Source organism: Streptomyces albus subsp. chlorinus, assembly GCF_013302895.1.
GTDB classification, from domain to species: Bacteria; Actinomycetota; Actinomycetes; order Streptomycetales; family Streptomycetaceae; genus Streptomyces; species Streptomyces chlorinus.
In genome coordinates, this window is sequence record NZ_VJOK01000001.1 from 1,897,023 (window position 1) to 1,910,042 (window position 13,020).

Consider the following 13,020-nt stretch of genomic DNA (forward strand, 5'->3'; position numbering starts at 1 on the left):
GGGGCGGGGCCCCGGTCGCGATGCGGCGGTACCGCCGCGACAGCAGCGGTGCTCAGGAGGAGGCCGGGGCCTCGGCCTCCTCCTGCCCGGCGGCGGGCGGCTCCTCCCCCGCGCCGGTACCCGTCCGCTTGGCGGCCCGCCTGGCGCGGCGGCGCTCCTTGCGCAGCTCCACCATCGCGTACAGCGTGGGCACCAGCAGCAGCGTCAGCAGCGTCGAGGTGATCAGGCCGCCGATCACCACGACCGCCAGCGGCTGCGAGATGAAGCCGCCGTCACCGGTGACCGCCAGCGCCATCGGGGTCAGCGCGCAGATGGTGGCCAGGGCGGTCATCAGGATGGGCCGCAGCCGGTGCCGGCCGCCCTCGACGACCGCGTCGATGACGCCGTAGCCCTGCCGCCGGTACTGGTTGATCAGGTCGATCAGCACGATCGCGTTCGTGACCACGATGCCGATCAGCATCAGCATGCCGATCATCGCGGGGACGCCCAGCGGCGTACCGGTCACCACCAGCAGGCCCAGCGCGCCGGTGGCCGCGAACGGGATGGACACCAGCAGGATCAGCGGCTGGATCAGCGACCGGAAGGTCGCCACCAGCAGCATGAAGACGATCGCGATGGCCGCCAGCATGGCCAGGCCGAGCGAGGCGAACGCCTTGTCCTGGTCCTCGGACAGGCCGCCGATCTCGGCGGTGGCGCCCTTGGGCAGGTCCAGGGAGTTGATCTCGGACTGGAGCTTGGTGCTGACCGCGCCGGTGTTGTCTCCGGTCGGCTTCGCCGTGATCGTCGCGGCGCGGGCGCCGTCGATCCGGGTCAGCTGGACCGGGCCGTCCACCGTCCGCACGTCGGCGACCTTGCCGAGCGTGGTCCTGCCCAGCGGCAGCTTCTTCAGCTCGGCCACCGTCTCGGCCGTCCGCGGGGAGCGCACCACGATGTCGCGCTCGGTGTCGTCGAGCACGGCCTTGCCCGACTTGGTGCCGCTGACCGCCTGGGCGACGGCCTGCCCGAGCGCCGCGTCGCTGAGCCCGTAGCGGGCCGCGGCGGGCTTGGCCTCGACCAGGATGCGGGGCACGGACTGGGAGAGGTCGGACTGCACGTCGGTGACGTCGTCGAGCCCCGCGACCTTCGCCCGGACCTGCTCGGACGCCTTTTCGAGCACGTCCTCGTCGCCCGCCTTGACGACCACGCTGAGGTCCTGGCTGCCGAAGCCGTCACCGGCGCTGACGGTGGTCTCACCGATGCCGGAGCCCAGCTTGTCGAGCCCGTCGTGGACGGCGTCCTCCACCTTCGCGCTGTCGGCGGACTCCTTCAGCTTGATCTGGTACGACGCCTGGTTGGCGTCCGTACCGCCGCCGAAGGCCGCCATCAGGCCCGCCGAGCCGACGGTGACCTGGTAGTCCTCGATGCCGTCGATGCCGGAGAGCATCTTCTCGACGCGCTTGGCCTGCTTGTCGGCCGCGCTCAGGCTGCTGCCGGGCGGCAACTCCTGCTTGACGGAGAGCTGCTGGGTCTCGCCCTGGTCGAAGAAGTTGGTCTTGAGCAGCGGCGCCATGCCGAACGTGGCCACCAGCACCACCACCGCGATGAGCAGGCTGGTGAGGCGGCGCCGGGTGGCGAACCGCAGCACCGGCACGTACAGCTTCTGCAGCGGGCTGTGCGACTCCTTCTCCTCGGACTTGCGGCGCTGCTCGGCCGGGTCGAGCCCGCGCAGCGACTTGGGCGCGCGCAGGAACCAGTACGAGAGCACCGGCACCACCGTCAGCGACACCAGCAGCGAGGCGAGCAGCGCGACGGTGATGGTGAGCGAGAAGCCGCCGAAGAGGGCACCGACCATGCCGCCGACGAACGCCATCGGCAGGAAGACCGCGACCGTCGTCAGTGTGGAGGAGGTGATCGCGCCGGCGACCTCCTTGACGGCGTCGAGGATGGCGTCGGTGCGGTCCTTGCCGTAGGCCAGGTGCCGCTTGATGTTCTCCAGGACGACGATGGAGTCGTCCACGACCCGGCCGATGGCGATGGTCAGCGCGCCGAGCGTGAGCATGTTCAGCGACAGGTCCCGCGTCCACAGCACGATCAGCGTCAGCACGACGGACAGCGGGATGGACACCGCGGTCACCAGCGTGGAGCGCAGCGACAGCAGGAAGACCAGGATGACCACGACCGCGAAGACCAGGCCGAGCATGCCCTCGGTGGTCAGCGAGCTGATGGACTCCGAGACCTGCGGGCCCTGGTCGGCCACCACGGTCAGCTGGGCGCCCTTGCCCAGGCCGGCCCGCAGCCGCGGCAGCTCGTCCTCGACGGCCTCGGAGATGTCCACGGCGCTGCCGTCGTTGTCCATCGTGACGGACACCGACAGGCTGGGGCGGCCGTTGGTGCGGGTGAGGGAGGTGGCCTTCTCGGGGGACTCCTCGACGGTGGCCACGTCACCGAGTCGGACCGGGTCTCGCCCGCCCTTGCCGGGCAGGGTGAGGTCCTTGATCTGCGCGAGGGAGCGGAAGCCGTCGCCGACCTGGACGGTCCGGCTCCTGCCGTCCTCGTCGAACGACCCGGCGGGCAGCGAGGCCCCGCCCGCCTCCAGGGCCTTGGACAGGTCGGCCGGGGACAGCCCGGCCGCGGCCAGCTTCGTCGGCCGGGGGGTGACGGCCACCTGGAGGTCCCGGACGCCGTCGACGGTCACCTGGCTGACGCCGTCGATGTCCTTGAGGACCGGCACCACCGAGGTGTCCAGCGCGTCCGCGAGGGCCTGCTGGTCCTTGCCCTTCGCCGAGGCGGCGAGGACGACGGTGGGGATGTCGTCGGTGCCGCCGGAGACGACCTGCGGGTCCACGCCGTCGGGCAGCTTGGCCCGGGCGCGGTTGACGGCCTGCTCGACATCGGCGACGGTCTGCTTGGAGCCGTCCCCGTAGTCGAACTGCGCCATGACGACGGCCGAGCCCTCGCTGGCCGTCGAGGTGACGCCGGTGACGCCGTCGACACCCTGGATGTTCTCCTCCAGGGGCTCGACGACCTGCTTCTCGACCACGTCGGGCGAAGCACCCTGGTACGGCGCGATGACCGAGACCATGGGCAGGTCGATGGAGGGCAGCAGCTGCTGTTTGAGCTGCGGGACCGCGAGGGCGCCGAAGGCGACGGCGACGAGCGCCATCAGACCTATCAGGCCACGCTGGACGAGGCTGAGGCGGGACAGCCAGGACATGGTTGCCGGGTCTCTCTCTCGGTAAGGGGTGGAGCTGGTGCCGCCGCCGCGCGGCCAGACACCTGGTGCCGCCTACACCCTCACCCACGATCGGCGCCCGCAGCTCCCCCGCAGGTCCCCTTCTGCCGCCCGGCGCGTACTCCCTGCGCAGTACGCGCCCGCGGCACGGCCGCAGTACGCCGCTGTCCCGGGGCGCCGCGGATCAGGCCCCTCCGGATCAGGCGCCGCCGGAGGGCCGCACCAGCCCGCTCTCGTACGCGGCGACCACCAACTGCGCCCGGTCGCGGGCGCCCAGTTTGGCCATGGTGCGGTTGACATGGGTTTTGATCGTCAACGGGCTCACTTCGAGCCGTTCGGCTATCTCGTCGTTGGACAGGCCCGCCGCCACCCGGGTCAGCACCTCGCGCTCGCGGGCGGTGAGCGCCGCCAGCCGCGCGGCGTCCCCGCCCCGCTCCCCGCCGCCGTCGGCCCCGCCGTCCCCGCCCTGCGCCAGGAACCGCGCGATCAGCCCCTTGGTCGCCGCCGGGGAGAGCAGCGCCTCGCCCTTGGCCGCCGTCCGGATCGCCGCCAGCAGCTCGCCGGGCTCGGCGCCCTTGCCGAGGAACCCGGAGGCCCCGGCCCGCAGCGCCCCGACCACGTACTCGTCCACCTCGAACGTGGTGAGGATGACGACCTTGACGTCGGCCAGGTCCGGGTCGGCGCTGATGGCGCGGGTCGCGGCCAGGCCGTCGGTGCCGGGCATGCGGATGTCCATGAGCACCACGTCGGCGCCTTCCCGCCGCACCAGCGCCACGGCCTCGTCCCCGTCGGCCGCCTCCCCCACGACCTCCATGTCCGCCTCGGAGTCCACCAGTACGCGGAACGCGCTGCGCAACAGGGCCTGGTCGTCGGCGAGTACGACTCGGATCATGCGGGGGTCTCCTCACGGGGCGCCGTCGTCTCCAGCGGCAACCGTACGTGGACCCGGAAGCCGCCCCCCGGCAGCGGTCCGGTCTCGCACACGCCGTGCAGCGCGGCGGCGCGCTCCCGCATGCCGACCAGGCCGTGCCCGCCGCTCTCGCCCTCGCGGGGGCCGAGCCCGTCCGCGGTCCCGGCACCGGCCTCGCCCCTGTCGCCCCGGTCGTTCCGGTTGCTCCGTTCGTCCCCGTCGTCGAACACGTGGGTGGTGCCCGCGCCGTCGTCGACGACGCGGATGTCCAGCGCGCCCCCGTCCCGCCGGATGCACACCTCGGCGTGGGCGCCGCGGCCCGCGTGCTTCTGCACGTTGGTGAGGGCTTCCTGGACGACGCGGTAGGCCGTCAGGTCCACCGCCGAGGAGAGCGCCGGAAGTTCCTGGCCGGGACCCGGCGCGGCCACCGTGACGGACAGCCCCGCGTGCCGGAAGCCCTCCACGAGTTCGTCCAGCACCTCCAGGCCGGGCGCGGGCTCGGTGGGCGCCGTGCTCTCGCCGGACTGGCGCAACAGGCCGACGGTGGTCTGCAGTTCGGCCAGCGCGTGCCTGCTGGCGTCCCGGACGTGGGCCAGCGCCTGCTTGGCCTGGTCGGGGCGCTGGTCCATGACGTGCGAGGCCACCCCGGCCTGCACGTTGACCAGGGCGATGTGGTGCGCGACCACGTCGTGCAGCTCGCGGGCGATCCGCATCCGCTCCTCGGCCACCCGGCGCCGTGCCTCCTCCTCGCGGGTGCGTTCGGCCCGCTCGGCACGCTCCTTTATGGCGTGGACGAACGCCCTCCGGTTGCGGACGGCCTCACCGACGGCGGCGGCCAGCGCGGTCCAGGCGAGGATGCCGAGGTTCTCCTGCGCGTACCAGGGGCGGGCGCCGAAGGCCATGGCCGTCGCGGTGAGCACCCCGACGGTGAGCGCCCCGGCCCGCCAGCCGGTGCGGCGGTCGGTGGTGTTGGTGACCGTGTACAGCGCGATGACCGGGGCCACCACCAGCGAGGCCTGCCGGTCGGAGCTGGCGGCCGGGCCCGGACTGCCGGCCACCAGGGCGATGACGGAGACCAGGCTGGTCACCAGCAGCACCGGCATCGGCGCCCGGCGGCGCAGGGTGAGCATCCCGCAGGAGAGCAGGGCCAGCAGGGCGGTCGTCGCGGTGACGTCCCGCTCGGCGAAACGCGGCTGGCCGCCCGGCCCGTGCGGCTCGGTCGCGGCACCGAGGAGGATGCAGCAGAGGCTCCCCGCGGCGATGAGGGCGTCGACCGCGTAGGGGTGCGCGCGCAGGCGTTCGCGGATCTCGCACAGTGTGGCAGGCACCGTAGGCCCGGCTCTCCTGGTCTGTTCTTGTGGGGACCGGCCTGGTCGGACGGCCTCGTCGGGGCGGGTCAGCCGGGGATGAGTCCGTCGTCACCCAGCATCCGCCGCACCTCCTCCAAGGTGGCGTCCGGCGCCGGCAGGATCAGCTCGGAGGGTTCGAGCGCGTCGTCGGGCAGCGGGCTGCCGAGCCGGCGCACCGCGTCGAGCAGGGCGTAGAGCGTGCGCCGGAACCCCGCCTGGTCGCCGCTCTCCATCTCCCGGAGCAGCTCGTCGTCCAGCTTGTTCAGCTCGGCCATGTGGCTGTTGTCGAGCTTCACCTGGCCTTCGCCCATGATCCGCACGATCATGTCGCTCTCCTCCTGAGGCTGCGGGGCCTGCCGCTCACGCCCGGCTCACTCCTTGCGGAACCTGTCCTGCTGCTGGGCGTTCTCCTGACCGCCCTGGCCCCCCTCGATGGCCTGCCGGCCGCCCTCGCCGCCGGCCAGCTCGGCCTTCATCCGCTGCAGCTCCAGCTCCACGTCGCCGCCGCCGGAGAGGCGGTCCAGCTCGGCGGTGATGTCGTCCTTGGCCATACCGGTGGGGTCGTCCAGGGCGCCGGAGGCCAGCAGCTCGTCGATGGCGCCGGAGCGGGCCTGCAGCTGGGCCGTCTTGTCCTCGGCCCGCTGGATGGCCATGCCGACGTCGCCCATCTCCTCGGAGATGCCGGAGAACGCCTCGCCGATCCGGGTCTGCGCCTGGGCAGCGGTGTAGGTGGCCTTGATGGTCTCCTTCTTGGTGCGGAAGGCGTCCACCTTGGCCTGGAGGCGCTGGGCGGCGAGCGTCAGCTTCTCCTCCTCGCCCTGGAGGGTCTGGTGCTGCCCCTCCAGGTCGGTGACCTGCTGCTGGAGTGCCGCCTTGCGGGAGAGCGCCTCACGGGCCAGGTCCTCGCGGCCGAGGGCGAGCGCCTTCTTGCCCTGCTCCTCCAGCTTCGAGGACTGGCCCCGCAGCTGGTTCATCTGCAACTCCAGGCGCTTGCGGGAGGTCGCGACGTCGGCGACACCCCGGCGCACCTTCTGAAGCAGCTCCAGCTGCTTCTGGTAGGAGTAGTCGAGCGTCTCACGCGGGTCCTCAGCCCGGTCCAGGGCCTTGTTGGCCTTCGCGCGGAAGATCATCCCCATACGCTTCATGACACCGCTCATGGGCCTCGCGCGCCCCCTTCGTAACGGACTCAAGCCCTCGGCACATCTGCTGGGCCCCAGCCTACGGGGCCTTCTTCCATTACCGCACCGTTCGGGCGCGGATGCGCTCCTCCTGGAGGACGATCAGCTCCGTGTTCTCTCCGGCGCAGGGAGTAGGCGTCTCTCGGGGGCGGGCGCCCGGAATATCCCCCGCCTCGGCCCGGAGGTGCTCCGGGTTCCCCCTGCCACTGGGGTCCACACCGCGGCACACCGTACTCTTGAGATGTGTTCCGTAGCCGTTCGAAAGAAGGGCAGGCCGTGAAGCCCCAGGTGAGCACGGCCGAGCCCAAGAAGCCCCGCGATCCGCAGGCCCCCAAGGGCCGCCCGACGCCCAAGCGCAACGAGGCGCGCGGGCCGCGCCGCCCCGCGGCGGCCGGGCCGATGACCCGCAAGGAGGCGGCCAAGCGCCAGCGCGAGGCCCGCAGGGCCGATCTTGCCCGCCAGCGCGAGGCGCTGGCCAGCGGCGACGAGCGCTATCTGCCGGCACGCGACAAGGGCCCGGTGCGGCGGCTGGCACGTGACTTCGTGGACGCGCGCTACAGCGTGGCCGAGTTCTTCCTGCCGCTGGCCGTGATCATCCTCGTGCTCAGCATGCTGCCCTCCACGCAGCTGAAGAACATCTCGCTGCTGCTGTGGCTCGTGGTGATCCTGCTGATCGTCCTCGACTCGATCGGCATCGCCGTACGGCTGAAGAAGAAGATCCGCGAGCGCTACCCGGACGAGAACCGCCGGGGTGCCGTCGCCTACGCGCTGATGCGGACCCTCCAGATGCGCCGTATGCGCCTGCCCAAGCCGCAGGTCGCACGCGGCGAGAAGCCCTGATCCGGCACGAGCTGGTCGCCCGGCAGCTCGAGGAGAGGATCGCGGCGCACTTCGAGGTGGGGCGACGGCTGAGAGTGCTGGACGCCGGGCTCGGCGACGGCGCGCGGGCGCTGCGGCTGGTCCGCTGGGGCCACCAGGTGACCGGGCTGGAGCCCGACCCCGGGCGGCTGGCCGCCGTCCGGTCCGCGCTGGAGAGCGAGCCGGAGGGGATCAGGGAGCGGTTCCGCACGCTGGCGGGCAGCGGCCAAGACACAGGTGCGCACTTCCTGCCGGGCACCTTCGACGTGGTGCTCTGCCACGACGTCCTCGACCAGGCACGGGACCCCGACAGCACGCTGGCCGGGCTCGCCCGCGTACTGGACACCGGCGGACTGCTCTCCCTGGTGATCCCCAATGTCGAGGCCCGCGCCATGCGGCCGGGACTGGCGGGCGACTGGCAGACGGCCCGGGCGGCGCTGGTGGCCGACACCGCCGAACGGGACCGCTTCCTGCGGCTGGAGGCGCTGACCGCGTTCCTGGCGCGGATCGGCGTACCGCTGGAGAGCTGGTACGGCGTCGGTGTCTTCGGCGCGGACGGGACGCACGGCGACGCGGCGGCCGGAGAAGCGGGGAGCGGCACCGGCGAGGCGGACGCGGCCACCGGGGCGGCGGCCGGCGAGGCGGCCCTCGATGTGGAGGAGCGCGCCGGGCGCACGGACCCCTACCGGGCCGTCGCCCCGTCGCTGCACCTGTTCGGGGTGCGCGGCTGAGCGGAGCACACGGCGGGCCGGGGGCGGAGTTACCCCCGGGCCGGGGGCGGAGCACACGGCGGGACGGGGTGCGCGGCGGGTCCGCGTATCCCCTGCCCGCCGTGTGCTCCGTCCCTGCCCCCTGCCGCCACCCGGGACCAGCCGGTCGGGCGGGACCAGGCGCCCGGATCGGGCAGTCTGGGTCAGGCGGTCGGGATCCGGAACTCCGGGAAGTCGCGCAGCTCTATGTCGGCGACGTCGATGCCCCGCTCCCGTGCCAGGTGCTCCAGCGTCTCGGCCCGCGCCTCCGGCGGCGCCTCGGTGTCGATGAAGGCGCCCAGCCACTCCCCCGTACGCCGGTCGCAGGCGAGGCGGCGGGAGGCGGCGGCGCTGCTGATGGTGCCGGTCTCCGCCACCGCGAAATCGGTGCCCACGGCCGCCTTGGCCACCTGTGCCGCGCAGGCGTCCATGAAGCGGGGGCTGGGGCGCTCGTCACCGCCGTGGAAGAACGCCTCGATCGTCCCGGGGCCCCGCACGGACCGCTCGGCGAAGATCCCGGCCTTCTTCAGCGCCGCCAGCGTCTCGTCACGTTTGTCCGCCGGGCCCCGCAGGACCACGAATACCGCGCCACGTAGGTTCATGGACCACGGGTAACCGTCCGCGCCCCGGAGTAACCGCCGCGAGCACGGCGGCGACGGGCGCTCCGCGCACAGCGGCGACGGGCCGGCCGGCGCCCTGCTCAGTCCGCGGCGGCGCCGGGGTTCTCCCCCTCCTCGCCCGCGGCGGCGTGCAGGCTCATCGGGCCGTAGACCGTGGTGCCGTCCTCCTGGAGGGTCACCTGATCGGTGCCGCCCTCCAGCAGCTCGCGCCAGACCTCGCCGAGCCAGGACTCGGCATCCGACTGGGTGGGGAACTCCTCGGGCCGCACCGCCGGTTCCGTCTGCGAACCGTCGGCCTTCTCGAACCGCCACGTCCACGCCATCAGTGCCTCCCGAGATCGGCAGTTGCTCCCGGAAGACTAGTTCCCGGTGTCCCCTGTGCGCACGCGACGGCAGGTCACGAGACGATCGGAGGGTGGAACTCACTCTGCTCGGCACCGGCTCCCCCGCCGGCCTCCCCGAGCCCGACTGCCCCTGCGCGCGCTGCGCCGCCGCGACCGGCGAGGAGGCGCGCGCCGCGACCGCGCTGCTGGTGGACGGCACGCTGCTGCTCGACCTGACGCCCGGACCCGCCTTCGCCGCCGCCCGCGCCGGGCGGTCGCTCAGCGGTGTGCGGCAGGTCCTGCTCTCCCACCCGCACGACGGCCCGGCCCTGGAGGTGCCGGCCGGGCTGCCCGCGCCCGTGCGGGTGCCCGACCGGCAGGAACTGGCGCTCATCAGCGGGCACCGCGTGCGGGCCCTCGCCCTGGACGCGCCCGGCACCGGCTACCGGGTGACCGGCCCGGACGGCCAGCGGCTGCTGTACCTGCCGCCCGGCGCCGCCCTCGCCGGGACGGGGACCGGCGAGGGCACCGGCGCGGGCACCGGGCAGGCCGGGGGCGCGGGCGGTGCGAGAGGTTCCGGCGGCGCCAGGGGTTCCGGCGGCGCCTACGACATGGTGCTGCTCGACGTGCTCGGCCGGCCCGACGCGCTGGCCCGGCTGCGCCAGGCCGGCGCGGTCGGGGCCGCCACCGAGGTGCTGGCCGTCCACATCGGGCACGACGTACCGCCGGGGTCCGGACTGCACCGGCGGCTGGCGGCGGCCGGTGCGCGTACCGTCCCGGACGGGACGACGCTCACCGTCGGCGCGTACCCCGGCCCCGCGGCCGGCCCCGGCGCCCCGGACGTCCCGCGCCGCACCCTGGTGCTGGGCGGGGCGCGTTCGGGCAAGTCGGCGGAGGCCGAACGGCGGCTGGCGGCGTTCCCCTCCGTCGTCTACGTGGCCACCGGGGGCAGCCGCGAGGACGACCCCGAGTGGGACGCGCGCGTGGCCGAACACCGCGAGCGACGGCCCGCTTCCTGGCGCACCGAGGAGACCTGCGACCTGGTGCCGCTGCTGGAGAGCGAGGGACCGCCGCTGCTGATCGACTGCCTGTCGCTCTGGCTGACCCGCACGATGGACCAGGTCGGGGCGTGGGACGACGAGCGGTGGACGCGGGGCGGCGCCGCCGAACTGGCCGGGCGGGTGCGGGTCCTGGTCGCTGCCGTACGGCGCACGCCGCGCCGGGTCGTGGCCGTCAGCAACGAGGTGGGCTCCGGCGTGGTGCCCGCGACACCCGCCGGGCGCCGCTTCCGCGACGAACTGGGGCGGCTGAACGCGCGGTTCGCCCACGAGTGCGAGCACGTCCTGCTGACCGTCGCGGGGGTCCCGCTGCCGCTGCGGTGAGCGGAGACGCGCGCGGCCCGGCCCGCGCCGGGGGGCGGTGTGGTTCGGGCGCGGGAGGCGTTGGGGCCCGAGCGCGTGGGCCCGCAAGAGGGTGCGGCGGAGGCACACCGCGGGGGAACAGCGTCGCCCGCACGCGGGCGCGGCGGGGGCGCACGTGAGGGGGCGGCGGGGGCGCACGTGAGGGTGAAGCGGAGGAACGACTCACGTACGCTCACGCACCATGAGCGAGCGCAGCCTGGACCTGGACGACTTCTCCGACCTCATCGAACGGCCGCGCGGCGGACTGCGCCGGCAGGCCGAGGAACGCCGGGCGCTGACCGGACTGCCCGCCCAGGCGCTGGGACGCCTGGACGACCTCGGTGAATGGCTCAGCTCCGCGCAGGCCCGGGTACCGGTACGGCCGGTGACCAACCCCCGGCTCGTCGTCTTCGCCGGCGACCACGGCATCGCCGCGTGCGGCGTCTCCGCCCGGCGGGCCGGCACCGCCGTCGAGCTGGTACGCGAGGCCCTGGACGGCCGCTCCCCCGCCGCCGTGCTCGCCAGGCGCTTCGAAGTGCCGCTGCGCGTCGTGGACATGGCACTGGACTGCGACCCGGGCGAACTGCCCATCGAGGTCACACGCCACCGGGTACGCCGCTCCTCCGGCCGCCTCGACAAGGAGGACGCCCTCACCCCCGACGAGGCCGAGGCGGCCTTCCGCGCCGGGATGGCCGTCGCCGACGAGGAGGCCGACGCCGGCACCGACCTGGTGGTGCTCGGCGACCTGAGCGTCGGCGGCACCACCGCCGCCGGCACCCTGGTGGCCGCCCTGTGCGGCACCGACGCCTCCGTGGTGACCGGACGCGGCGGAGGCGGCATCGACGACCTGACGTGGATGCGCAAGTGCGCCGCCATCCGCGACGGGCTGCGCCGCGCCCGGCCGGTACTGGGCGACCAGCTCCAGTTGCTGGCCGCCGTCGGCGGCGCCGACCTGACCGCCATGACCGGCTTCCTCCTCCAGTCCGCGGTCCGGCACACACCGGTCGTGCTCGACGGGGTCGTCTCCGCCGCCTGCGCGCTGGTCGGCCAGCGGGTCGCCTTCCGGGCGCCCGACTGGTGGCTCGCCGGGCACGCCGGGAAGGAGCCGGCCCAGGCCAAGGCGCTGGACCGGCTGGCCGCCGAGCCCCTCCTGGAACAGGGGGTCGCCGTGGGCGGGGGCACCGGCGCGCTGCTGGCCCTTCCCCTGGTGCGGGCCGCCGCCGCGTTGGCGGCGGAGCTGCCCGTGGAGGGGGCCGAGGACGGGAGCGACGGGAGCGATGGGAGCGGGGCCTCGCCCGCTGTCGGCAACAGGGACGTCCTGGACGCCACCTGACCCCGCACGGGGCGCGCCCCCCTTGGTGCCCGGCGCCCCCTTGGTGCCCGGTTCCGCCGTCTCGCGCCTGCGGGCCGCCCCGGCGTTGCGTCCCGCCCCCCTGCCGCTCCACGGGTGCGGGCCGCCTTGGCGTTGGGTCCCCGAACTGCCGTCTCGCGGGTGCGGGCCGCCTTGGCCCACCCTGCGCCCCTGGCGCAGCCTCCCCCAAGGCTTGTCGACATGGCCACCGCCAACGGCGCAGTGGAGCCCCGGCCGGTTGAGGAGGGCCAAGACGGCTTGTAGGCGCCAGGCGGCAGTTCCAGGACCCAACGGCGATGACCGCCCCACGGCACGTCCGGCACGGACACCCAAAGCCTTGGGGCAGGCCGCCGCCAGGGGCGGCAGGGTGGGCCAAGGCGGGCCGCAGGCGCGAGGCGGCGGAACCTCGGCCCGGCGCCAAGGCGACCCGCACCCGCGAGACGGCGGAAGAAGGTCCCAGGGTTGGCGCGCCCCGGTCGAAGGGGCGGTCCGGTAGGGGGCGGCGAGGCCCGGCGTGGGGGCCGGTAGCGTCGCTTTCATGGAGATGGTGCACGGCCTCAGGTTCGCGTTCGGGACGTTGACGGTGCTGCCCGTCAGGCTCACCCGGTGGGACAGGGAGGCGGCGCGGGCGGGGATGGTGTGCGCGCCGGCGGCCGGCCTGGCGGTGGGCCTGTCCGCCGCGGTGACGGGCGCCGCCCTCCTGTGGTGCGGCGCCGCACCACTGCTCGCGGCCGTCGCGGCAGTGGCCGCCCCCGCCGTGCTGACGCGGGGCCTGCACCTGGACGGGCTCGCGGACGTCGCGGACGGCCTGGGCTGCGGGCGGCCCGCCGAGGAGGCGCTGCGGGTGATGAAGCGGTCCGACATCGGACCGTTCGGCGTGGTGACGCTCCTGTTCGCGCTGCTGGGTCAGATCGCCGCGCTGGCGCAGCTGTTCGCCCGGGGGGCGGTTGCGGGGGCCGCCGCCGCGGCCGTCGCCGCCGTGGTGGGGCGCGCCGCGTTGACGCTGGCCTCGCGGGAGGGTGTGCCCGCCGCGCGCCCGGAGGGACTTGGCGCCGCGGTGGCCGGGACGGT

General features: G+C 74.4%; 12 protein-coding genes. 5 read left to right on the plus strand and 7 right to left on the minus strand.

Translation table 11 applies throughout. The features are described from left to right. Positions 1-52: 52 nt before the first annotated feature. From FM076_RS08570 to FM076_RS08590, 5 genes are all read right to left on the minus strand, one after another. Positions 53-3,193, minus strand: coding sequence for an efflux RND transporter permease subunit (locus FM076_RS08570; RefSeq protein ID WP_173869324.1), 3,141 nt, complete (start codon positions 3,191-3,193; stop codon positions 53-55). Between the two features lie 217 nt (positions 3,194-3,410). Then, the gene (locus FM076_RS08575; RefSeq protein ID WP_173869325.1) at positions 3,411-4,103 is read right to left on the minus strand and encodes a response regulator transcription factor; all 693 of its coding nucleotides are present in this window, start codon (positions 4,101-4,103) and stop codon (positions 3,411-3,413) included. After that, positions 4,100-5,449, minus strand: a complete 1,350-nt coding sequence (locus FM076_RS08580) for a histidine kinase (protein WP_173869326.1) — start codon at positions 5,447-5,449, stop codon at positions 4,100-4,102. Before FM076_RS08580 ends, FM076_RS08575 begins: the two co-directional genes overlap by 4 nt. A 68-nt stretch (positions 5,450-5,517) precedes the next feature. Further along, positions 5,518-5,796, minus strand: a complete 279-nt coding sequence (pspAA, locus tag FM076_RS08585; protein ID WP_173869327.1) for a PspA-associated protein PspAA — start codon at positions 5,794-5,796, stop codon at positions 5,518-5,520. Positions 5,797-5,841: 45 nt separating this feature from the next. After that, positions 5,842-6,615 (minus strand): PspA/IM30 family protein, encoded by a 774-nt coding sequence (locus FM076_RS08590; protein WP_243274375.1) that lies wholly within the window; start codon positions 6,613-6,615, stop codon positions 5,842-5,844. A 309-nt stretch (positions 6,616-6,924) separates the two neighbouring features. Between FM076_RS08590 and FM076_RS08595 the strand changes: the two genes are divergently transcribed. Both FM076_RS08595 and FM076_RS08600 read left to right on the plus strand, forming a co-directional pair. Beyond that, the gene (locus tag FM076_RS08595; protein WP_428814745.1) at positions 6,925-7,488 is read left to right on the plus strand and encodes a DUF3043 domain-containing protein; all 564 of its coding nucleotides are present in this window, start codon (positions 6,925-6,927) and stop codon (positions 7,486-7,488) included. Beyond that, positions 7,485-8,237, plus strand: coding sequence for a class I SAM-dependent methyltransferase (locus FM076_RS08600; protein ID WP_173874604.1), 753 nt, complete (start codon positions 7,485-7,487; stop codon positions 8,235-8,237). The genes FM076_RS08595 and FM076_RS08600 overlap by 4 nt, the downstream gene beginning before the upstream one ends. Before the next feature lie 182 nt (positions 8,238-8,419). Here FM076_RS08600 and FM076_RS08605 read toward each other — a convergent pair whose 3' ends face one another. Then, entirely contained in the window at positions 8,420-8,857 is a 438-nt protein-coding gene (locus FM076_RS08605) for a hypothetical protein (RefSeq protein ID WP_173869330.1), read from the minus strand. Positions 8,858-8,955: 98 nt separating this feature from the next. Next, entirely contained in the window at positions 8,956-9,198 is a 243-nt protein-coding gene (locus FM076_RS08610; RefSeq protein ID WP_173869331.1) for a hypothetical protein, read from the minus strand. A 92-nt stretch (positions 9,199-9,290) separates the two neighbouring features. Here FM076_RS08610 and FM076_RS08615 point away from each other — a divergent pair, with 92 nt between their 5' ends. The 3 genes from FM076_RS08615 to FM076_RS08625 all read left to right on the plus strand — a co-directional run. Further along, positions 9,291-10,580 carry a bifunctional adenosylcobinamide kinase/adenosylcobinamide-phosphate guanylyltransferase gene (locus tag FM076_RS08615; protein ID WP_173869332.1) on the plus strand — a complete coding sequence of 430 codons (1,290 nt, stop codon included), beginning with the start codon at positions 9,291-9,293 and terminating at the stop codon, positions 10,578-10,580. 220 nt (positions 10,581-10,800) lie between these two features. Further along, positions 10,801-11,931 (plus strand): nicotinate-nucleotide--dimethylbenzimidazole phosphoribosyltransferase, encoded by a 1,131-nt coding sequence (locus FM076_RS08620; RefSeq protein ID WP_173869333.1) that lies wholly within the window; start codon positions 10,801-10,803, stop codon positions 11,929-11,931. A 556-nt stretch (positions 11,932-12,487) separates the two neighbouring features. Beyond that, positions 12,488-13,020: adenosylcobinamide-GDP ribazoletransferase (locus tag FM076_RS08625; RefSeq protein WP_243274844.1), on the plus strand; the 533-nt coding region annotated here is incomplete at its 3' end.

What these genes read in the sequence shown, in the direction of transcription:
- FM076_RS08570 (WP_173869324.1), bottom strand. Translation starts at nt 3,193, where the DNA reads ATGTCCTGGCTGTCCCGCCTCAGCCTCGTCCAGCGTGGCCTGATAGGT.
- FM076_RS08575 (WP_173869325.1), bottom strand. Translation starts at nt 4,103, where the DNA reads ATGATCCGAGTCGTACTCGCCGACGACCAGGCCCTGTTGCGCAGCGCG.
- pspAA (WP_173869327.1), bottom strand. Translation starts at nt 5,796, where the DNA reads ATGATCGTGCGGATCATGGGCGAAGGCCAGGTGAAGCTCGACAACAGC.
- FM076_RS08590 (WP_243274375.1), bottom strand. Translation starts at nt 6,615, where the DNA reads ATGAAGCGTATGGGGATGATCTTCCGCGCGAAGGCCAACAAGGCCCTG.
- FM076_RS08605 (WP_173869330.1), bottom strand. Translation starts at nt 8,857, where the DNA reads ATGAACCTACGTGGCGCGGTATTCGTGGTCCTGCGGGGCCCGGCGGAC.
- FM076_RS08610 (WP_173869331.1), bottom strand. Translation starts at nt 9,198, where the DNA reads ATGGCGTGGACGTGGCGGTTCGAGAAGGCCGACGGTTCGCAGACGGAA.
- FM076_RS08620 (WP_173869333.1), top strand. Translation starts at nt 10,801, where the DNA reads ATGAGCGAGCGCAGCCTGGACCTGGACGACTTCTCCGACCTCATCGAA.